Annotated in this window: 14 protein-coding genes; 12 read left to right on the top strand and 2 right to left on the bottom strand. The window is 72.3% G+C overall.

Annotated features, from left to right (window positions below; all coding sequences use genetic code 11):
* Positions 1 to 105: 105 nt before the first annotated feature.
* Positions 106 to 1,809: a polysaccharide lyase family 1 protein gene (locus tag ACH442_RS31490; protein WP_396341758.1), complete on the bottom strand. Its 1,704-nt coding sequence runs from the start codon at positions 1,807 to 1,809 to the stop codon at positions 106 to 108.
* A gap of 344 nt (positions 1,810 to 2,153) precedes the next feature.
* On the opposite strand from ACH442_RS31490, the gene ACH442_RS31485 reads away from it, so the two are divergent.
* The 11 genes from ACH442_RS31485 (at position 2,154) to ACH442_RS31435 (ending at position 17,847) form a co-directional block, all read left to right on the top strand.
* A complete protein-coding gene (locus tag ACH442_RS31485) occupies positions 2,154 to 2,348 on the top strand; it encodes a hypothetical protein (RefSeq protein ID WP_396341756.1) in 195 nt (64 codons plus the stop codon).
* 287 nt (positions 2,349 to 2,635) lie between these two features.
* Positions 2,636 to 3,238 (top strand): thymidine kinase, encoded by a 603-nt coding sequence (locus ACH442_RS31480; RefSeq protein WP_396341755.1) that lies wholly within the window; start codon positions 2,636 to 2,638, stop codon positions 3,236 to 3,238.
* 175 nt (positions 3,239 to 3,413) lie between these two features.
* On the top strand, positions 3,414 to 3,956 hold the full coding sequence (locus tag ACH442_RS31475; protein ID WP_396341754.1) for a molecular chaperone GrpE: 543 nt from the start codon (positions 3,414 to 3,416) through the stop codon (positions 3,954 to 3,956).
* 4 nt (positions 3,957 to 3,960) lie between these two features.
* A complete protein-coding gene (locus ACH442_RS31470) occupies positions 3,961 to 5,565 on the top strand; it encodes an Hsp70 family protein (RefSeq protein WP_396341753.1) in 1,605 nt (534 codons plus the stop codon).
* Positions 5,566 to 5,581: 16 nt separating this feature from the next.
* Positions 5,582 to 8,197: a hypothetical protein gene (locus ACH442_RS31465; protein WP_396341752.1), complete on the top strand. Its 2,616-nt coding sequence runs from the start codon at positions 5,582 to 5,584 to the stop codon at positions 8,195 to 8,197.
* Positions 8,197 to 9,402 (top strand): hypothetical protein, encoded by a 1,206-nt coding sequence (locus tag ACH442_RS31460; RefSeq protein WP_396341751.1) that lies wholly within the window; start codon positions 8,197 to 8,199, stop codon positions 9,400 to 9,402. The genes ACH442_RS31465 and ACH442_RS31460 overlap by 1 nt, the downstream gene beginning before the upstream one ends.
* A gap of 1 nt (position 9,403) precedes the next feature.
* Entirely contained in the window at positions 9,404 to 11,740 is a 2,337-nt protein-coding gene (locus tag ACH442_RS31455) for a GTPase-associated protein 1-related protein (protein WP_396341750.1), read from the top strand.
* Positions 11,741 to 11,755: 15 nt separating this feature from the next.
* Positions 11,756 to 13,228 (top strand): hypothetical protein, encoded by a 1,473-nt coding sequence (locus tag ACH442_RS31450; protein WP_396341749.1) that lies wholly within the window; start codon positions 11,756 to 11,758, stop codon positions 13,226 to 13,228.
* 1 nt (position 13,229) lies between these two features.
* On the top strand, positions 13,230 to 13,373 hold the full coding sequence (locus ACH442_RS31445; RefSeq protein ID WP_396341748.1) for a hypothetical protein: 144 nt from the start codon (positions 13,230 to 13,232) through the stop codon (positions 13,371 to 13,373).
* The gene (locus tag ACH442_RS31440) at positions 13,370 to 16,006 is read left to right on the top strand and encodes a CHAT domain-containing protein (protein ID WP_396341747.1); all 2,637 of its coding nucleotides are present in this window, start codon (positions 13,370 to 13,372) and stop codon (positions 16,004 to 16,006) included. Before ACH442_RS31445 ends, ACH442_RS31440 begins: the two co-directional genes overlap by 4 nt.
* Positions 16,006 to 17,847 carry a hypothetical protein gene (locus ACH442_RS31435; protein ID WP_396341746.1) on the top strand — a complete coding sequence of 614 codons (1,842 nt, stop codon included), beginning with the start codon at positions 16,006 to 16,008 and terminating at the stop codon, positions 17,845 to 17,847. The genes ACH442_RS31440 and ACH442_RS31435 overlap by 1 nt, the downstream gene beginning before the upstream one ends.
* Here the strand turns inward: ACH442_RS31435 and ACH442_RS31430 are convergent.
* Positions 17,841 to 19,598 (bottom strand): caspase domain-containing protein, encoded by a 1,758-nt coding sequence (locus ACH442_RS31430; protein WP_396341745.1) that lies wholly within the window; start codon positions 19,596 to 19,598, stop codon positions 17,841 to 17,843. The two genes, ACH442_RS31435 and ACH442_RS31430, sit on opposite strands and share 7 nt — an antisense overlap.
* A gap of 231 nt (positions 19,599 to 19,829) precedes the next feature.
* On the opposite strand from ACH442_RS31430, the gene ACH442_RS31425 reads away from it, so the two are divergent.
* Positions 19,830 to 20,333, top strand: coding sequence for a SigE family RNA polymerase sigma factor (locus ACH442_RS31425; RefSeq protein WP_396341744.1), 504 nt, complete (start codon positions 19,830 to 19,832; stop codon positions 20,331 to 20,333).
* Positions 20,334 to 20,360: the final 27 nt, after the last annotated feature.

Raw genomic sequence — 20,360 nt, 5'->3', positions numbered from 1 at the left:
GGCGCCGTTCCGATATGGACAGCCGGAGTCTTCGGGGTAGTGCTGGCCATACCGACGTACGGACGAGGGTCGCGGCCCTCGCCCGTACGCGCAAATCCTCCGTCTTCAGATCTTGCCCGTGCCCGCACCGGCCTTGACCAGGGCGGCCACCGACGACGCCGGCTCCAGGGGGACCGAGTACGGCGCGGTGGTGAACGTGCCGGTCTGCGTGATCACCGGCGCCTCGCCGCCGAAGTCGTTGCCGGAGATGACCGCGAAGCCGTCCTCGTCGGAGTCCTCGGTCGTCCAGACCGGCAGCTTGACGTTGACGAAGACGTTGTTCTGCACGAGGCACTGCGCGTTCATCAGGCAGTGGATGCCGCTGGTCTCGGCGTTGGTGAACAGGTTGTCGTAGAGGTGCACGGTGCCGAAGCGGACCCGCGGCAGGCGCGACGCCACGTTGTCGAACCAGTTGTGGCTGTACGTGATCCGCAGGTGGCCGGTGTCCTCGGCGGCGTTGCTGTCGGAGTGCCCGATCAGCGAGCCCTTGTGGTGGTCGTGCAGGTAGTTCCAGGAGACCGTGACGAAGTCGGTGGCGTGGGTCAGGTCGACCATGCCGTCGTAGAAGTCCTTGTCGTGCGTGGTGTCGTTGAAGAGCTCGTTGTGGTCGATCCACACGTGGTCGGACTTCTGCGCGGCGATCAGGTCGACCGGCGCCAGCGCGAACGAGATCTTCAGGTTCCGGATGATGACGTTGCTGGCCTTCTTGATGAAGATGCCCGCGCCGGTCAGGCCGGCGTTCGCGCCGACGCCCACGATCGTCTTGTCCGAGGAGACGACGACCTGGTCGGTGCCGCTGCCCTTGAGCACGCTGGAGAGCTGCAGGATCTTCGGGCCGTCGGAGGCGGCCTCGGTGATCAGCTGGTCGATCGAGGTGATCGCGACGGTCTTGCCGCCGGCGCCGCCGGTCGTGCCCGAGCCGAACCCGATCGGGCTGGTCTCGAACTTCCCGCTGCTGGAAGCCGTGGCGGCCGGACTGGCGGTCGCGGTCGGACTGGCGGTCGCGGTGGCGGTCGCGGTGGCGGTGGCGGTGGCGGTCGGACTGGCACTGGCTGTCGCGGTCGGAGCTGCCGTCGCGGCCGCACCGCTTGACGTCACCACCACGTCGTCGAACTCCGCGGTGGCGTCATAAGTCTGCAGCCCGATCCGCCCCTGGGCGAACGCGCTCGCGCTCCCCTCGACGACCGCGGCACCGTTCACGGAACCGCTCAGCGTGTTCCCGGTCAGTTCGAGACCCAGCGTGTACGACGCACCTGCGCTCACCGTCACGGCGGCCTCGCTGAGCACGGTCACCGCGCCCGACTTCACCGACTGCAGCTGCACCTTGTTCGCCCCGGTCAGCGCGAGCCGGTAGAAGCTGGTCGAGCTCGTCGCGCGGGCCACGATCCCGGCGAACCCGTCCGCGGCCACGCTCAGCGGCTCGACCCGGGCCTGGACCGAGTAGTCGGTCCAGGCGGTGTCGCCGGCGAACTCCCGAGCCGGCGTCGCGCCGGACTTCGACTGCTTGAGCACCTTGCTGCCGTCCGCGGCGACCGACCACGTGCCGCCCGACTTGCTCCAGCCGGCGGCGTCGCCGTCCTCGAAGTCGTCGGCGAACGCGACCCCGCCGGCCGCGGCGGTCGCGGCGGTCGCGGCGGTGTCGTCGGTGCCCGCGAAGGACACGCCGGCGACGGTGCCGAGGCCGGCCACGACCGCGGCCATGCCGGACGCCAGAACGACCTTCCGCTTCCGGCGATTCGGCGTCGCCGCGCTTTCTTCGGCGCTGTTCATGGTGTTCCTCTCGATGGTGGGCGGCGAGGCGAATCAGGGATTCGGGGGCTTGTCACCTCGGCGCGAGAGGGACGATAAGCGCATTCCAAGAATGCCGTCAATCCGCCTTAAGAAACTTCTAAAACAGCCTCTGAGCTGCGGAAATAAATGACACGAGTTCCAGGCCGACAGAACGTTTCTGCCGGCCTTTCAAAAGCGTTTCTCTCGTACGGATGTAGTCCGAGCCGTCGCAATTCGTTGCTCGCCGGGACTGTGGTCCTCGTCACATCCGAATGGAGGTTGTCCCGGTTCGCGGTGATCGGGGAGGCTTCCAGCCCATCCTGTCGCCGAGCCCGGGAGTCCGCATGCCCGACCACACCGCCCGCCGCACGGTGCTGATCGCCGCGATCGTCTTCATCGGCGCCGCCCTGCTGATCCTGAGCGGTCTTCTCGGCGGAACCGCGCGAGAGGCCGTTTACCTGCTGCTCCCGGCCACCTGGCTGACCGTCTGCTGCGGCCTGGCCAGCATGGTTCTCGCCCGGACGCACCGGACCGGCTAGCTGAGCTCGTCGTCCGGATGACCGACGAACAGCTCGGCCAGGCCCTGGACGACGCCGTCGACCTCGGCGCCGGGTGGATCCGCGCCGAAGGGGCGTGAACTCCACCACGTCGCGGGTTCCGGGATCGATCACAACTCCGGCACAGCTCACTCCGCGTAACGGAAAGCCACTATGGAGGGTCCGTTGTCACGCTGTGGGCTGGCGCTCGGTGCCACCGAACCCGGCTTGATGGTTACTCACAGGAAACATGTCGGGGTTCATGACCGGAATCACAGGTGGGCGTCAGCATGTCGGTCCTGGTCGCCACCGGGCGGGCGCCGGTGGCAGGCTACGCGGTTATGGATTTGACCGTGATCCTCGGCCCGATGAAGGGCGGCAAGTCGCTGGAAATGATCAGCCTGCTGTCGCCGCTGCAGCACACCGGCATCCCGCACCGGATCTACCAGTCCTCGCGGCACGTCCGCGACACCGCGCTGACCTCCCGCTCCGGCGGCAGCCTGGAGACGGTGAAGGTGCAGACGCTGGCCGGCGCCGCGGACGGGGACGTCGAGGTGATCGGCGTCGACGAGATCCACATGTTCACCGTCGACGACATCGCCGAGCTCGGGATCGCCGTGCGACGCGGGGTGAAGGTGGTGGTCGCGGGGATCGACCTGGACCACCGGGGGCAGCTGTTCGCGCCGGTCCGGGCGCTGTTCGAGCTCGCACCCGAAAAGGTGATCTACCGCCGGGCCGTGTGTGACGTCTGCCGGTCGCTGGACGCGACGCACACCCAGGTGCTGGAGAGCGGCAAGCCGTTCATCCGCGAGCTGGCGCCGTCGACCGCGCTGCCCGACGACGGCACCTATACCTATGAGGCGCGCTGCCGCCGCTGTGTCGTCCTCCCCTGAGAAAGTCCCCTGAAGATCGACAAACCGGCATTCGGGCACACCCAGGCATGGCGCTACCCACGAAGACCCGTTACGTTCCAAAACTGACAGTGACGGCGGGCCGCACGGGAGGCGATGGCGCGTGGACGAATCCCCGGAAGCCCCATCCGCGGATGAGCCGGGCGAAACGGACCCCGTGCTCGCCCGGTTGGAGCTCGTCGAGGCTCAGCTGGCCGAGTTCCACCGGCGCTCGGCCCACCGCGAGTCGATCATCGACCGGCTGCACGAGGAGAACCAGCAGTTCCGCGACGGTCTGCGCCGGGTGATCCTGGAGCCGGTCGTCACCGACCTGCTGCGCCTGCACGACTCGATGGCCCGGGAGGCGCAACGGCTGGCCGCTGACGACCCCCGCGCCGCCAAGCTGATGGGCAGCTTCGCCGACGACGTCACGATGGCCGTCGAGCGCTGCGGCTACGAGTTGTTCCCGGCCGTGCCGGGCGAGCCTTTCACCGCGGGCCGCCACGCGCCGGCCGGCACCGTACCGACCGAGGACCAGAGCCTCGACAAGGCGGTCGCCGAGCCGTTGAGCGCCGGCCTGCTGGAGATCGAGACCGGCAAGGTGCGCCGTGCCGCCCGCGCCCGTCTCTACCGCTACGAGGCGCCCCCGGCGCCCGGTGACGACGCCATCGATCTGGCGCTCGTGGACCACAAGGACCCTGACTCCGTCGGAAGCGAGTAGCGCCATGGCCACCTTCGGCATCGACCTGGGCACGACGTACTCCTGCGTCGCCCACATCGACGACACCGGCCGGCCGGCGATCATCAAGAACCGGCCCGGCGACGACACCACCCCCTCGGTCGTCTACTTCGAGAGCCCGGAGAACGTGGTCGTCGGCAAGGAGGCGAAGGCGGTCGCCAAGATCCAGCCGGACCTCGTCGTGTCGCTGATCAAGCGGCAGATGGGCAAGTCGTTCGAGATCACCGTGCACGGCCAGACGCACACCCCGGAGTCGATCTCCGCGCTGATCCTGCGCGAGCTGGCCGACGCCGCCGCGGAGAACCTGGGCGAGCCGGTCACCGACGTGGTGATCACGGTGCCCGCCTACTTCGGCGTGGCGGAGCGCAACGCGACCCGCCGGGCCGGGGAGATCGCCGGGCTCAACGTCCTGAGCATCGTGGACGAGCCGGTCGCGGCGGCGCTGCACTACGACGCGATCAACACCGGAGGAACAAAGACCCTATTCGTGTACGACCTGGGCGGCGGAACCTTCGACACCACCGTCATCAAGGTCTCGCCCGACGAGATCCAGGTCGTGTGCACGGACGGCGACCACCACCTGGGCGGCGCCGATTGGGACGACCGGCTCGCCGAGTACCTGCTGGAGCAGTTCCAGGCGGAGCACCCGGAGACCGAGGCGGCCGACGACGAGGAGTTCCTGCAGAGCCTCGCGGCCGGTGCCGAGGACATCAAGAAGCAGCTCAGCCGGATGCAGAGCCGTCGATTCAACGCCCGTTTCGGCGGGGACACGTCCCAGATCGAGGTCAGCCGGGAGAAGTTCGAGGAACTCACCTCGGAGCTGCTGGAACGTACGGTGACGATCACGCAGCGGACCCTGCGGACGGCCGCCGAGCGGGGCATCACCGAGTTCGACGACGTGCTGCTGGTCGGCGGCTCCAGCCGGATGCCGGCGGTGACCGCGGCCCTCGAGTCGCTCGGCCTCAAGCCGCGGATGCACGACCCGGATCTGGCCGTCGCCAAGGGTGCGGCGCGCTACGCGCTGATCGAGTCGATCAAGGTGCGTTCGGCCGAGGAGGGTGGCGAGCCCGCGACCGAGGTGGCCGAGGAGATCGCCGCGCAGCTCGACCTGCCCGTGGAGAAGGTGCTGGCGCTGGCCGGCAAGCGGGTCGCCACGGTCGTCCCGCGAGCCTTCGGGATCAAGGTGGTCGAACGGGTCGGCGGCCAGGAGACCTACAAGATCTCGCACGTGCTGCGGGCGAACACGCCACTTCCCGCGGAGACCGAGCCCAAGCGCTTCGGCACGGCGTACCCGAATCAGGTCGAGATCTCGGTGGAGATCTGGGAGCAGTCCGGCTCGGTGGAGTCCGACGCACCGGAGGACAACGAGCACATCGCCGAGGGACTGATCAGCGACCTGCCGCCGCTGCCGGAGAACTCGCCGATCGACATTAGCTTCCGGATGGCCGCCGACGGCCTGCTGACGGTGCACGCCGTCGAGCTGAGGACCGGCAAGGACCTGCACATCGAGGTGCAGATCAAGGGCGGGCTGACCGACGAGCAGGTGAGCGCCGCGCGCAACGCGGTCGCTCGCTACAACGTCTCGGCCTGAGGCCGGCGGCCGGCCGATGTTCGACGGTGAGCGGTACCGCGAGGAGGTGCTGGACCCGGCCCGCAAGAACGGGAACACACCACCGGCCGACCTGCTCGTCCGCTATGCCGTCGACCCGGCCCGGCCGCCCCGCGGCGCGGCCTTCGACGCGCACGTCACCACGGTCTACAAGTACTGGCAGCAGCTCGGCACCCAGCGCCGCGTCTACCAGAAGATCGTCGAGGCGCTGAACGCCGGGCACCAGAAGCTCAAGGAGAGCGGCGAGCTCACCGCCGAGCACTTCCTCGCCGACCGCACCCGGGTCTTCCAGGCGACCGGCCGGGCCCTCGAGGAGATCGTCAAGGAGCTGGCCAGCGACCAGGTCGTCGCCGCGAGCGCGCTCGCCGCCCTGGCCGCCCCGCTCGGTGGCCCGGCCGTCGAGGCGAAGCTGCGCGAGCTGCTGGGCCGCCGCCGGGTCCGGGTGGTCGACGAGCTGTGGCCGCTGCCGGACGGCCCGCCACCGAAAGGCAAGGCCGTGCAGCGCAGCGTCCGGACCCTGGGCCTGCCGCTCTCGCTGCACGTGCTGGCCGACGAGAAGGAGCTGAGCTTCACCCTGCGCTCCGGGCTGCGGATCAGCGGCCGCCCGTTGACCGTCGCCGACCTGGACCGGGTACGGGCCCGGGCCGAGCGGCGCAAGCAGGACGACCGCAAGACCGCCACCGATGACCTGCTCACCAACCTCGGTGGCGCGCTGCGCGACGGCAGCCTCGACCGGCTGGTGCTGTGGGAGCTGACCGAGGCGGTCCGGCCGGCCGCGACCCTGGGCAAGGTGCGGGTGGTGGCCCGCGAGGCGAGCCAGCTGGGCCTGCAGCGTGAGGAGGCGGAGGACTTCGCGCTGGCGGTGCTGAGCCGGGGCACAGTCGCGCCGGCCCGGCGGGACGTGGCCGGTGAGATCGACGAGCTGCTCGGGCAGGGTGCGCTGCGCGCGGCCGAGCGGCTGCTGCCGAGCCTGCCCGCGAACGAGGACGACGGGGTGCGCGAACGCGTCCGGGTCGCCGTGCAGCGAGTGGACGACCTGGTCGCGCGGGCCCAGCGGGAGATCGCCACGGGCCGGACGGAACTCGCGGCCGAGCTGCTCACCACCGCGGTCCGGGAGGCCGCCGACGACACCGACCTGGCCGGGCGGCTGCGCACCCTCGCGCCACCACCGGTCCCGGCGGTCCGGGCCGGCACCGCGGCCGGTGACCGGGTCGCGATCAGCTGGACGCCCAGCCCGGCCCGGACCGGCGGCATCTCCTACCAGGTGGTCCGCACCCGGCGGCGACCGGCGGGCTCGGCCGGTGACGGCGAGGTGATCGGCCGGACCGAGGGCAACGAGATCGCCGACACCGGCGCGCCGGCCGGTGACGACCTGCACTACACGGTCTTCGCGACCCGGTCGGAGGGCGTCTGGTCGGCCGGGGCCACGGCCGGGCCGGTGACCCTGCTGCCCGAGGTCACCGAGGTCAACGCGGTCGCCGACGAGTCGAGTGTGCGGGTCAGCTGGACGGCCCGGCCGGACGCGACCGGGTTCACCGTGGTGCGCGAGCCGGGCCGGGCACCGGTGCCGGCCGGGCGCAACGGCTTCGCCGACGAGGAACTGCGACCCGGGGTCGAGTACCGCTACCTGATCCGGGTGAACTATCCCGCCGCGTCGGCCGGGATCACCGTCACGGCCATGCCCCAGGCCGCGCCCACGCCGGTGCCGGAGCTGGCCGTGGAGCCGCTGCCGGGGCAGGATCCGGGACGGCTGCGCCTGGCCTGGACACGACCGGACGGCGGGGACGTGACGCTGCGCTCGGCGGGGCACCGGCCGCGGTGGAGCCCGGGAGCGGAGATCACGGGCGCGGAGCTCACGTCGTACGGGAAAGAGGTTCTGGGTCGCAGCGAGCCGGCGGCGAACCGGCGGGCCGCGCTGAGCCTGCCGATGCCGGACGGACGGGTCTTCGTCACGGCCTTCAGCCTCGGCGGCGGGCGCGTGATCGTCGGGCCGACCGTCGCGGTCACCAACATCGCGCCGGTCACCGGGCTGCGGGGCCGGCGCGTCGGCGACGCCGTGCGGCTGAGCTGGGAGTGGCCGAAGGACATCGCGCTGGTCCGGGTGCGCTGGTGGCCCGAGGACGGGTCGCCCGAGCAGGCCGAGCAGGCCGACTGCTGGTTGCGGGCCTATCGCGACGACGGCGGGCTGGAGATCCGGACGGGCTTGCGGGCGGTACGGATCTCGGTCGCCCCGGTCAGCCGCGACGGCGAGGGCGAGACGGTGGGCCGCCCGGCCCCGCTGCGGGTCGGGGGCAGCGGCGTGCCGGTCAACTACCGGTTCACGCAGGTCGGCGTGTTCCGCAAGACGACCCGGCTGGAACTGGTCGCCGACCGGGAGTGCCCGCTGCCGGACCTGATCGTGGTGCAGTCGCCGGGCCGCGTGGTGCCGCTGCGGCCGGATCAGGGGACCCCGGTCGCGCGGATCCCGGCGCAGCGCCTGCAACCGAACCAACCACTGACGGTCGACGTGCCGGTGCAGAGCGCGCGGGGGCCGTACCGCCTGGGCTGTTTCGTCGACGACCACACCGGCGACGGGTCGGACGTGGTGCTCAAGGGGATCCCGGGAGGCGGCTGATGGCCCGACTGACCTGCCCGTACTGCTACCGGACGTTCGCCGAGAAGGAGATGCTGTTCCGCTGCAGCGGGCTCCGCGCGGCCGACGGCACGTTCTGCAAGCCGGAACCGGACCCGGTGCGGGTGCGGCTCGGTGACCGGGACGAGGTGCCGCCGGTCGTCGAGGGCGACGGCCGCAAGCTCTCCGCGGTCTGTAGCCGCTGCGGCAACAAGGCGACCGTGCAGCTCTGCCCGCACTGCCACGCCCAGCTGCCGGTGCACTACGGCAAGATCGACACCCGCATGGTGGCGATGATCGGCGCCAAGTTCAGCGGCAAGTCGGTCTACACCACGGTGCTGATGCACGAGCTGATCCACCGGGTCGGGCGGCGCTTCGACGCGGCGGTGGTCGGTGCCGACGAGCGGACCCGCAAGGAGTTCGGCAGCGAGGAACGCGCGCTCTACTCCGAGGGGGTGCTGCCGATCGCGACCCGGCCGGCCGCCGACGAGCAGGGACGCCAGCCGTTCGTCTTCAAGTTCTCGCTCGGCGAGCGCAAACGGTTCCGCAGCACGCTGCGGCACACCGTGCTCTCGTTCTTCGACACCGCCGGTGAGGACCTGGAGTCGGCGCGCGGCGTGGCCCAGAACGTCGGCTACCTGAGCAGCGCGAACGGCATCATCGTGCTGCTCGACCCGCTGACCGTCCCGGGCCTGGTGCAGACCCTCGGGCTGGATCCGAGCGTGCTGCCGGACACCTCGCAGCAGGAGGCGGCCAAGGGCGACACCCCGATCAACATCCTCACCCGGATCACCGAGGTGCTGCAGCAACTGCCCGGGGTCGGCCCGAACCGCATGATCGACATTCCCGTGGCCATCGCGTTCTCCAAGGTGGACGCCCTCTGGGACGCGCTGCCGGCGAACAGCCCGCTGCGCCAGCCGGCGCCGGACGGGCCGTTCTTCCCGGAGTCCGACAGCCGTGCGATGCACGACTACGTCCAGGCACTGCTGCTGGAGTGGGAGGGCGGGCAGATCGACCAGTTGCTGCACAAGCACTACCGCACCTACCGCTACTTCGGGCTCTCCGCGCTCGGGGCGGTCCCCCCGGCCAAGCAGCCCCAGCAGGCCCGGCAGCGGGTCGCCCGGTCCGGCATCCAGCCGCACCGGGTCGAGGACCCGTTCCTGTGGCTGCTCAGCCGGCTCAAGGTGATCGAGACGGGGAGGGACTGAGATGGGCGTCCCGCAGATGTACTACACCTCGTGCGAGTCCGGGCTGGCCGGCTATCCGGGTTTCCAGTTCAACGCGGCGACACCGGGCGTGCCGGGGGCGGTGCTGCGGCGGGTGGAGCAGGCCACCTCGTACGAGCCGCCCCGTTCCCTCGGTTACGAGCCGACCGCCGAGCAACTCGCGGCCACCCCGGTCAACCTCTGCTACCAGCCGGGGACGGGCGGCGAGCCGGCGATCCTGGCGCACACCGTGTTCATCGGCAACGACTACTCGCAGCGCTTCGGGAACTACTTCGTGCACGCGCTCAGCCTCGGGCCGGACGACCTGGCCGGGGCGCGACCGATCGACTTCTGGGCGGCCGGGTTCTGGGCGCGGGCCGAGGTGCCGTTCGTGGAGTTGCCGGAGCTGGAGCCCGTACCGTCGCAAGCTTTTGATCCTGAGGGTTTTCTGCGGGCCGGCCGGGAGGGGATGGTTCCGAAGCTGCTGACCGCGGTGGAGCGGGCGATCGTCACCGGTGACCGGCCGGTGATCGTGGTGGCCGAGGAGACCGCCGAGGTCGCGCACTGGATCGCCGTTCTCTGCGAGCTGCTGCCCCCGGCGATGGTCGCCCGGTTCGCGTTCGCCACCTATCAGTACCGGCCCGGCCGCGGCCGGGAGCACCTCGTCGGCACCGTCCCGACCAGCGATTTCACCGTGACCGAGTCGGCGCTGCGCAGTTTCGCCGTCTTCGACCTGGCCGGCGGCAGCGTGCCCGGCGGCGACGAGCACCCACTCGCCGAGCTGCTGACCGCGGCCGGCACCGCCGACGCGCGCTATCTCTGGGATCTGGCCGGGGATCTCGCCGCCGGGCCCGAGCGCGACTTCGACGGGTGGTACCCGGTGGTGGTGGCCGCCGCGCTCTGCGCCCGGTTGCCGGTCGACGACGGTGACCTGGCCGCGGTGCTGGCCTGGCTGCCCGGCAACGCCGACCGGCTGTCGGCCGACACGGTCACCCAGATCGTCGAGGAGTGCCTGGACCACGAGGCGCTGACGCTCCCGCAGTGCCTCGCGCTGGTCGGCGTCGCGGCTGATCTCCGCGAACCCGACCTGCAGGCGAACACCGAGGTCAGAGCGTTCGAGATGCTGCTGCGCGACCCGGCCTCGACACCGGCGGACGTGCCGCGCCTGGCGACCGTGGACGGCCGGCGTTACGCCCGTCAGCAGGTCACCACCCGGCTCGGCGGCGCGGCGCCCGGCATGGACACGGTCGCGGTGCTGAGCCTGGCCGCGCGGACCCGGGTAGAGCTCACCGACGACGAATGGGAGGACTACGGCCACGACCTGATCGCGCCGCTGCTGCTGGACGATCCGCGGCCACCACGGGTGCTGCGGTCGGTTCCGGCGCTGCGGCGCGGCCTGCTGCGGGGTCTGGCCGAAGCCCAGGCCGCCCGGAAGGACGACGTGCGGGCGGCGGCGATCCGGCTGGCCGGCGATTCGGTGCCGGAGGAGGAGTTCGCCGCTCACCCGCCGCTGCAACGGCTGCTGGAGGTGTCCCGCGCGGCCGGCGACCCGAGCGAGCGGATCCCGGCCCTGATCCGGCTCAGCGCCTCCGGGCCGCCGGAGCGGTCGGTGGTCGCCGCGCTCTGGCCGCACGGCTGGGACCTGGCCGAGGCCGCCGCGATCGTCCGGGAGGTCCCGGAGAAGTTCGAGGCCTCGGACGGGATGCTCGGCCTGCTGAACGACGTGCTGGCGCGGCCCGAGATCCCGGCCGGGAGCCTGCGCTACTTCGTCCCGGTCGGCCGGTTCGGGGCCCGGCCCGAGGTCGTCGCCCGGCTCTCCGTCACCGCCCGGACCCACGTCACCGACCTGGAACGATGCGTCCGGCTGTTCCACGACGCCAAGGACGCGACCGGCACAAAACTGTCCAAAGTGGTCGCCGGACTGGTCGAGGAGGTCGGCCGGGTGACCCCGCCGGCGGGCCAGTACCTGGACAACCAACTGCCGGACGTGTTGATCCGGCTGGACGGCGCGGCCCTCGCCGAGTTGCTGCCCAAGATCTCCCCGGAGCTGCGCCGCGCCTACCGCCGGCGGCTGGTCGACTCGTTGCGCCGCAGCGCCGACCTGGGCCTGGCCGCGCACACCCTGGAAGCGTTCCACCTGCTCACCGGCACCCGCCCGGAGCAGGCGGCGGAGCTCGACGAGGCGCTGACCGCGTCGGTGGCCCGCTGGAAACCCCGGGACCTCGACACGCTGGAGAAGGTGTTCACCCACAGCAAGGTCGACGGACTGGCCGAACACGTCACCCAGTGGCGGGCAGCCCGGGCGCCACGGCGCCGCGGGTTCCTGCCACGGCTGCGCTGAGTCGAGGAGCATCGCGTGTTCTACCTGATCTTCGTCCTCATCTGGTACGCGTTCATCGCCACGATCTTCGTGATCGTCAGCGTCCCGCTGATCGCCGTCGCCAGCACCACGTTCCTGATCCTCTGCACCGCGGCCTACGTACGGGCCAGCCGCCTCGCCCTGGGCCCGGAAGCCGCACCGATCCCACAGCCCGAGGGCGTCCCCGCCTACGTGCACTACCTCTCCGGCCCGGCCGGGCGTGACCTGCGCCGGATCGCCGACCTGACCTGGCAGGAGATGCGCGAGGTCGGCGAGAGGGCCCGGTCCTGGCTGAAGAGCCGGTTCTTCTACTACGGCCTGGACAACTACCGCCGCGCGGTCGGGGTGCTGATCGCGGCCGGGCTGGTCGCCGGCGCCGTGATCACCGCACTGGTGATGGGCGTCGTGACGCTCGGCGCGCTGCTCGTCTGGGGGCTGCTGTTCGTGCTGGCCAAGGGGCTGCTCTACACCCTGCGTGGGGTGGACTCGGGGCTGTCCCAGCTGCGCGGGATCAAACTGACCTGCCCGGCCTGTCACCACCGGGTGGTCTATCCGGCGTACGACTGCCCCAACCCGTCCTGCCACCGCCGGCACACCGATGTCCGGCCCGGACGGTACGGCCTGCTGCGCCGGACCTGCGTGTGCGGCGAGCGGATGCCGACGCTGCTGGTGCTCGGCAGTCACCGGATGACCGCGTACTGCCCGCACTGCGAGGCGCCGATGGCCGAGGGCGCCGGAACCGCCCGGGAGTTCCGGACCGTGATGGTCGGCGCGACCACGGCCGGCAAGACCCGGCTGATGCTGGCCCTGGCCGAGACGATGACCGGCACCTTCGGGGCGACCCTGGCCGACCGGCCGACCAGCACCGCGATCTCGCAGTTGCAGGCGGCCCTGGCCGCGCGCGGCGACACCGGCAAGACGCTCGCCGAGGACGCCGTCCGGGCCTACTCGTTCAACCTCGACCGCCGGGTCGTGCACCTCTACGACCTGCCCGGCGAGGACTTCACCGACACGGCCCGGCTCAGCCTGCGACGGTTCCTGGACGGCGCGCACGCGTTCGTCTTCGTCGTCGACCCGTTCGCGATCCCGGACGTCTGGGACTCGCTGGAACCCGCGGCGCAGCGCGAATACCAGTCGATCCGCTCGTCGCAGCCACCCAGTTACGTCTTCGAGCAGGTGCTGGAGACCCTGACCGGGGTCCGGGCCGGCAAGCTCGGTCACGTGTCGCTGGCCGTGGCGGTGACCAAGAGCGACCTGACCGCGGGACTGCCGATCTGCGACGGACTGGACGAGGACGTACGGGCCTGGCTCAGCGACCGGGCCGGAATGGCGAACATGGTGCGCACGATCGAGATGTCGTTCGGCCGGGTGCGGTACTTCCACACCAGCGCCCGCTTCACCCCGTCCGGCGTCGACCCGCACGTGCGCGACCTGCTCGCCTGGACACTGAACCGCAACGGGGTGAACTGAGATGCCGGCTGTCGATCCGTACCGCCGCTGGCGCCGGGGCGTCCACTACGCCGGCGTCGTCGTGGTCTGCCTGCTCACCCTCACCGTGCTGCTGTCCCTGGCGGCCTGCCTGATCGGCGCGTTCACCAACGGGCGTACCGGTTGACCGGGCCGCTGGAGGAGTACGCCGTCATCGCCCTGGCCGCGTCCGGAAACGGCGATCTGACGGCGGCCGTCGAGACCCTGGAACGTCTCCCGGACGGCTCCCCCGGCCGGGGGACCCTGGCCGCGGCCCTGCTCTGGCCGTTGATGGCCAACCTGCAGGTCGACCTGCGCACGCTACGCCGGCTGGGCCGGGTCCTCACCATCGCCGAGGCGGATCCGCCGGACACCCCGCGCTGGCCCGCCCTGCGGGCCGGCGCCCAGGTCACCTCGTTGATGGCCGACACGCTCGCCGACCGGATCACCGACCCGCACGCGGCCCTTGCCGAGCTGGAGAAACTCGCCGCCGAGGCCGGAACCGACAACCGGTTCGAGCCGATCTTCGACTCGGCCCGGATCGGCCTGACCCTGCTGACCGCGTTGCACGACGGCGACGAGTCGGCCTACCGCCGGCTGCCGGAGCAGTTCGAGCGAATGCGGGACCGGGCCGGACCGGGCGCGAAGAACATGCCGATCGAGCCGCAACTGGAGCTGATCGAGGCGCTGGTCGAAGCGATGCACGCGCGCCGCAAGGGCACCGACCTCGACGAGGCGCTGCGCCGTGCCGGTCGGGCGGCCGAGCGCCTGCCCGCGAACGACCCGCTGCGCGGCATGGTGATGCAGCACCTGGCCACGCTGGCCGGCGACGCGACGCCGGAGGGCGGCACCTGGACGATGACCGCCCAGGATCAGGCGCTGCAGCGGGGTTTCGCCGCGGCTCGCATGCTCGGCATGGGCGAGGAGACCGACCCGGCCCGGATCGAAGCGGCGATCAGGCACCTGCGTGAGGCGGTCGCTCTGGTCCCGCCGGACGACCTCAACCGCGCGTTCCACCTGACCGGGCTGGCCATGGGCCTGTTCCGGCGCAGCGAGGTGACCAACTCGGTCGCCGGTCTGGACGAGGCGGTCACCCTGCTCACCGAGGCGCGCCGGCTCGCCGGGGACGCCGACCACCCGCACTGGTCGCTGATCAACGAACTGCTGGACGCCGTGCAGACCCGGCTCGGTGCCGCTCCCGCGTCGGAGCACCCGGTCTGGCTGGACGCGATGCGCGGGCACACGTTCCACGTGATGGTGCAGTCCGACCTGGCCGGGGCGGCCCTGGCCGCGGCCGACGCGAGCCGGGACGCCGTCGACTTCGCCCGCCGCGGCCTGCACGACCGGGACGCGGCCGGTGCGATCAAGGCCCTGGACGCCGGCCGGGGCCTGGCCCTGTTCGCCGCGACCGAGGTCGGCCGGGTCGGCGCCCGGCTGCGTGCGGCCGGGCGGGCCGACCTGGCCGTGCGCTGGGACGCCGCGCTGGCCTCGGGCGATCCCGAGCGGCTGCCGACGACGCTGCGCCGGGAGGCGTTCCGGGTGCTGGCCGCCCAGGGCGTGCCGGCGCTGCTGGACCCGCCGGGGTTGCCGGAGATCCGCCGGGCGCTGCGCGACCTGGACGCGGACGTGCTGGTCTATCTGGTTCCGGGTGAGCGCGGCCTGCCCGGGCACGCGGTGCTGGCCCCGGCCGACGGCCCGCCGAGCTACCTCACCCTGCCGAATCTGCGCCCGGACCAGGACCTGGAGGTGGAGCGGTACCTGACGAGCGCGGCGCGGCGCGACATGGGCCCGGCCGACGCCGGACCGCGGCCGGACGCCGCGTTCGCCGGCAGCCTGGACGGGCTGTGCCGCTGGGCGTGGCGGGCGGCGATGGGCCCGGTCGTCGAGCAATACCTGCCCCGGCTGCGCAACCTCCCGGCCGGTCGACCGCCCCGGATCGTGCTGGTCCCGACCGGCAAGCTGGCGTTGATCCCGTGGCCGGCGGCCCGCCGCCGGGACGGGCGGTACGCCATCGAGTCGGTCGCCGTCTCCCAGGTGGTCTCGGCCCGCATGCTCTGTCACGCGGCCGCTCTCCCGCCGGTCAAGCTCGCGCCGACCGGGCTGATCGTCGGTGACCCGGACACCGGCGGGGTGGCCGGCGACCTGCCGGCCGCGCGCGTGGAGGCGCAGGCGATCCGCCGCGCGTTCTACCCCGGCGCGCGGTACGTGGGCCGCCGCATGGACGACAGCGTCAGCCCGACCGGCCCGGGCCGTGCCGACGACGTGCGTGACTGGCTGGTCTCGTCCTCCCCGGGCGCCGGCGCGGTGCTGCACCTGGCCTGTCACGGGTTCGCCTCGGCCGGGCGGGGCACGGCGTACCTGCTGCTGGCCGGCGGTGAGAAGCTGGCCGCCGAGACGCTCGGCCCGCTGCTGGCCCAGGCCCCGGAGCGGCAGATCGGGCTGGTCGTGCTGGCCGGCTGCCACACCGGTCGGGCGATCAGCGGATACGACGAGGCGTTCAGCCTGGGCACCGCGTTCCTGGCGGCCGGGGTGCGGTCGGTGCTCTCCACGTTGTGGCCGATCCCGGACGCGGCCACCTCGGTGCTGATGTTCATGTTCCACCACTTCCTGCGGGTCGAGCGGCGCCCGGTCTGGGACGCCCTGCACCGCGCGCAGCTGTGGATGATCGACCCGCACCGGGAGCCGCCCGAGAAGATGCCGGCCGAGTTGCGCGACGAGCTGGCTCGCACCGATCCGGCCGAGGTCGCCGCGTGGGCCGGCTTCGTCCACTGGGGACGCTGATGGGTGAACCGGACGAGCTGGACGGGCTGCGCCGGGAGCTGGCCCGGCACACCGGACCGGCCCGTACGCCGCACCTGCACGAGCTGGCCCGGATGCTGACCGACCGCTACTGGCGGATCGGGCCGGGCAATGCCGCGGCGCTGCCGGATCTCAGCGAGGCGATCGAGGCGCTGACCGAGGAGCTCGGCTGGTTCGCCGCCGACGACGCCCTGCGCGCGACCGTCGCCGCCCACCTGGGCACGCTGCTGGGCACCCGGCACCTCGGGCACCACGGGCCGGACAGCGATCGGGAGAGCGGGATCGTGCTGCTCACCGAGGCGCTGGCGAACCCGCGACTGCCGTTCGGGCCGAGCGTGCTGGGCCGGCTGACGCTGGGTCAGCTGCACCTGAAGGTGGCGATCGGCAGTCCACTCACCGGCGGGATGCTGCCGGCGCTGCGGCCGGGCGGCGGGCGTCAGGTCGAGGCGGCACGCCGTGCGGCCGGGAGCTTCCGCACGGTCCTGGACGGGCCCGAGCTGACCCCGCAGGTCACTTCGATCACCCGGAACCTGCTGGCGATGGCCGAGAGCTTCGTCGACGCGTTCGGCGGCCGGGGCGTGAACCCGGCCGCGATCGGACGGGCCGCGCGAAGTTTCCAGCAGGCCCACAAGGAGTGGCGTGAGCTGGGCATGGGCTCGATCCTCACCGCCCCGGCGCGACTGTCCCGGACCGGCCCGCTGGACCGCCCGGTGCCGCTGATCGAGGGCGACGAGGACACCACCGAGCAACCGCGCCGATCACCGCCACCGCCGGTCACGAAGTCCCCCGATCCACGTCAGGCACTTCACAGGCTTCTCGACCTTTTCCCGTACGCCGGAGCCGGCGCCCTGACCACGAAACCGGCCGTGCCTCTCGCCGACGAGCTGGTCGCCCTGGCCACCACGGTCCTGCACAGCGGCGGCGGCACCACGCCCGCCGACCACCTGCCGCTCGCCCTCGGCCTGACCCTGCGCGCCCGCGCCGACGACGGCCCCGGCGCCGCCGACGACCTCGCCGAGGCCCGGACCAGCTTGCGCACCGCCGCCGCGGGCGAGCTGCCCCCGGAGTCGTTCCCGCTGTTCCTGAGGCTCTGCCACGCGCTGGCCGAGCCCTGCGCCAGCGGGGTCACCGCGGCGCTGCGCACGGTCGGGGCCGACGCGCTCGCCGTCCCCCAACCGGACGGGATGCTCCTGGTGCACGCCGCCACCGGTCAGGTCGCGCTCGGCACCGCCCGTTCCCTGCCGCGCCGGACGCTGATCGTCACCGACCGCCCACCAACCGCCACCGGTTCGATCGTCTCCACCCTGGCCGGCCACGCACAGCTGCTCGACCTGGCCGGCCGCGAACGCCGGGCGATCATCGAGGAGCCGGTGCTGCCGGCCGGGGTGGACGGCGTCGAGCTGCGCCGCTGGTACGGCCGCGGTGAGCTGCTGGACCGCGCGACCGCGGCGGACGTGCTGGCCCGGCTGAGCGCGACGGTGCTGCACCTGGACTGCCCGGTGGGCCCGTCCGGTGCGCTGCGGCTCGACCAGGAGACCGAGTTGACCGCGGAGATGGTGGTGGCGGCGCGGATCCGGCGTGCCGGCGGGCTGGTCGTCCTGCCGCCGGGAGCGGCCTTCCCGCAGCTCGCCGACGCCTTCCTGACCGCCGGGTTCACCGGCGCGATCGGCTGGCTCGGGCCGGTCGAGAAGCCCGCCGGCGTCTATCGGGAGCTGCACCGGCGGCTCGGAGCGGAACGGCAGGACCCGGCGGCGGCCGTGCACGCGGTGCGGCGGCAACTGCGCGACGAGGCCCGCGCGCTGACGCACCGCGGCGTCTACTGACGAGCCCTGGTGACGATCGGGATCGTGACCGTGGTCCAGTCGTAGGCGCTCTCGCCGTCCTCCCGGCAGTGCGGGCCGCGCAGCCGGATCGAGCGATGAGCTTCCTCACCGATCTGATCGATACCGGGCAGCGCGAACGGCATCGAGCTGAACTGTTCCTCGGCGACCAGCAGTTTCAGCCAGTCCCGGGTCACGCCGCCGGACCGTTCCGGGACGGTGACCTTCACCGGATCACGGCTCAGGGCCCAGCCGGCTGCCCGGGCGTCCACGAACGCACCCGCGAATAGTTGGGTGTCGACGCGATATCCGCTGGTCAGGTCCAGAAGCACGCAGTAGAGGGGACGGTTGGTGCGGTTGTACATGCGGATGTAGATGTGCGGCGGGGCTCCACGCTCGTACGCCAAAGTGATCTCGCCGTTGATCGGTGGGTTGCCGGGCGCCTTCGGGATCACCTCCAGCGCGACCGCGCCGGCCAGGCGGGACTGCGGGTTCTCCAGGGCGCGGATCTGCCGCCAGCGGGCGACGTGCTCCAGGCGCTGGCGCCGGGTCCCGGGGCCGGGCGGGACCTCGCCGTCCGGCGTGCGGATCCGCGTGCCGCCGAGGGCCAGGAGTTCCGGCTCCTCACCGGGCGCGGCCGGGCGTACGAAAGCAGACTTCTCGATCTCTTCCGGCGGAACGCCGGCGACCGTGGTGGCCGGCGACGGTACCCGGGAGAACACCATCGGGTACTGCCGGTCCGGGTCGGGCGTCCAGCCGAGCGGTGTGACCAGGCTGCGCTCGGTGAGGACCCGCGTCACCCGGGCCTCCCGCGGCTCGCCGCCACCGGTCCGCGCGACGCGCAACTCCTCACCGGTCACGGGCAGGCCGTGGCAGGCGCCGGCGTCCAGCTCCCAGCCGTCGCGTCCGTGCCGGATCGACATCCCCGCCGGCGAGCCGGTCGCGCCGCCGAGAAACGGCTGGTCGGCGAGGCCGGGCTCGATCGGGTACAGCTGCGGGACCTGCTCGGCTATCCGCGCCTCCACGTCGACCCGGGCCGCGGTCAGCAGTGCCCGGTAGGTCGCGGCGCCACCGAGCCGGCCCAGCGCCCGCAGCAACGCCCAGCTGAAGACGCCCCGCGGCTCGCCGTCCAGCTCCAGCTCGCGGGCCAGTTCAGTGCGCCGGGCGGCGGCAAGGGCAACGTGCCGTGCGCCGGAGCGGCCCACCGCGTCGTAGGGACGTCCGCCCAGCTCGGGCAGCAGCACCGGTGGTCGTGGCCGGGCGGCCTGCAGGATCGGCCGCGCCGACCGCACCCGGGCCGTCAGCCGGCTCGCGCCCTCGCTGTGGCAACTGTCCAGCACCACCGCGACGTGCGCACCCCGCCCGGCGACCTCGTCGAGCAGCAGCGACAACTCCTTGTCGAGCAGGTCAGGGACGCCCGCGGTACGGCTGTCCGAGCAGACCAGCGTCTGCATCATCGGTCCCGTCTCCAGGTGCTGCAGCCCGTCCGGCACCCGCACCTGCGAGCCGTGGCCACTGAACCAGAACAGCGCCGTGTCGCCGCGACGGGCCTGCCCGAGGTGCCGGTGGATCCCGTCGATGATCGCCGAGCGGGTGGCGTCGCGGTCGAACAACCGCAGGACCCGCGCGGCGGCGCTCCGGGTGCGCAGGTACGCCGCGGCGGCGAGCGCGTCGTTGCGGCAGCCGCGCAGGTCGGGAACGGTTTCCGAGGCGTACGTGTCGATGCCTGCCAGCAGTGCGAAAACGGCGCCCATCGCAGCATTATCGGCCACCGAGGGTAGTGGCACGAATGCGTGATCTACATCGGTCAGCCGATCCATAGAGTTCCTGACGCGGGCATCCCCGCCTCCGTCCGGAAGTACTTCGACGGCCACGGCCCGCGCGGCTGCGACTCGACCGGCCTGTGAACCGCACGACCCCGGGGTCGCGGTGAAGATCTCCGGGTGTCAGGCGTGAACGCCATGTGACCCCCCGGGAGCGAACTGATGGACACGACCGACGCCGGCTATGTGGCCTTCGTCGCGGCCGGCTGGAGCCGCTACCTGTGGATGGCCAGCCTGCTCACCGGCGACCGGCACCAGGGCGAGGAACTCCTGCAGGACTCGCTCGTCAACCTCTGGACCCGGTGGAAGCGGGTGGCCCGGGACGGCGACCCGCACGCCTACCTGCGCAAGATGCTGGTCAACGGCAACGTCAGCCGTTGGCGCCGCTGGCGGCGCGAGGAGCCGATGGTCGAGACGCCGGAACGGCACGACCGCCGGTCGACCCTGGTCGAACCGAACGAATCCCTGCAACGCGCGGTGCGGCGACTGCCCCGGCAACAGCGCGCCGTGATCGTCCTGCGCTTCTTCGAGGACCTGTCCGAGAAGGACACCGCCTCGGTGCTCGGCTGCTCGGTCGGCACGATCAAATCCACCCAGTCCCGGGCGCTGGCCGAGCTGCGTGCCGGGTCAGCCGCTCTCCAGACCCGGGGCCGAGCCCGGCCGTGACCCGGGTTTCTCCAGGTCACGGCCGCT

This window comes from Actinoplanes sp. NPDC020271 (assembly GCF_044388125.1).
Taxonomy (GTDB): domain Bacteria; phylum Actinomycetota; class Actinomycetes; order Mycobacteriales; family Micromonosporaceae; genus Actinoplanes.
Note: the sequence above shows the minus strand (reverse complement) of the source record. Positions and strands in the feature narration are given on the sequence as shown.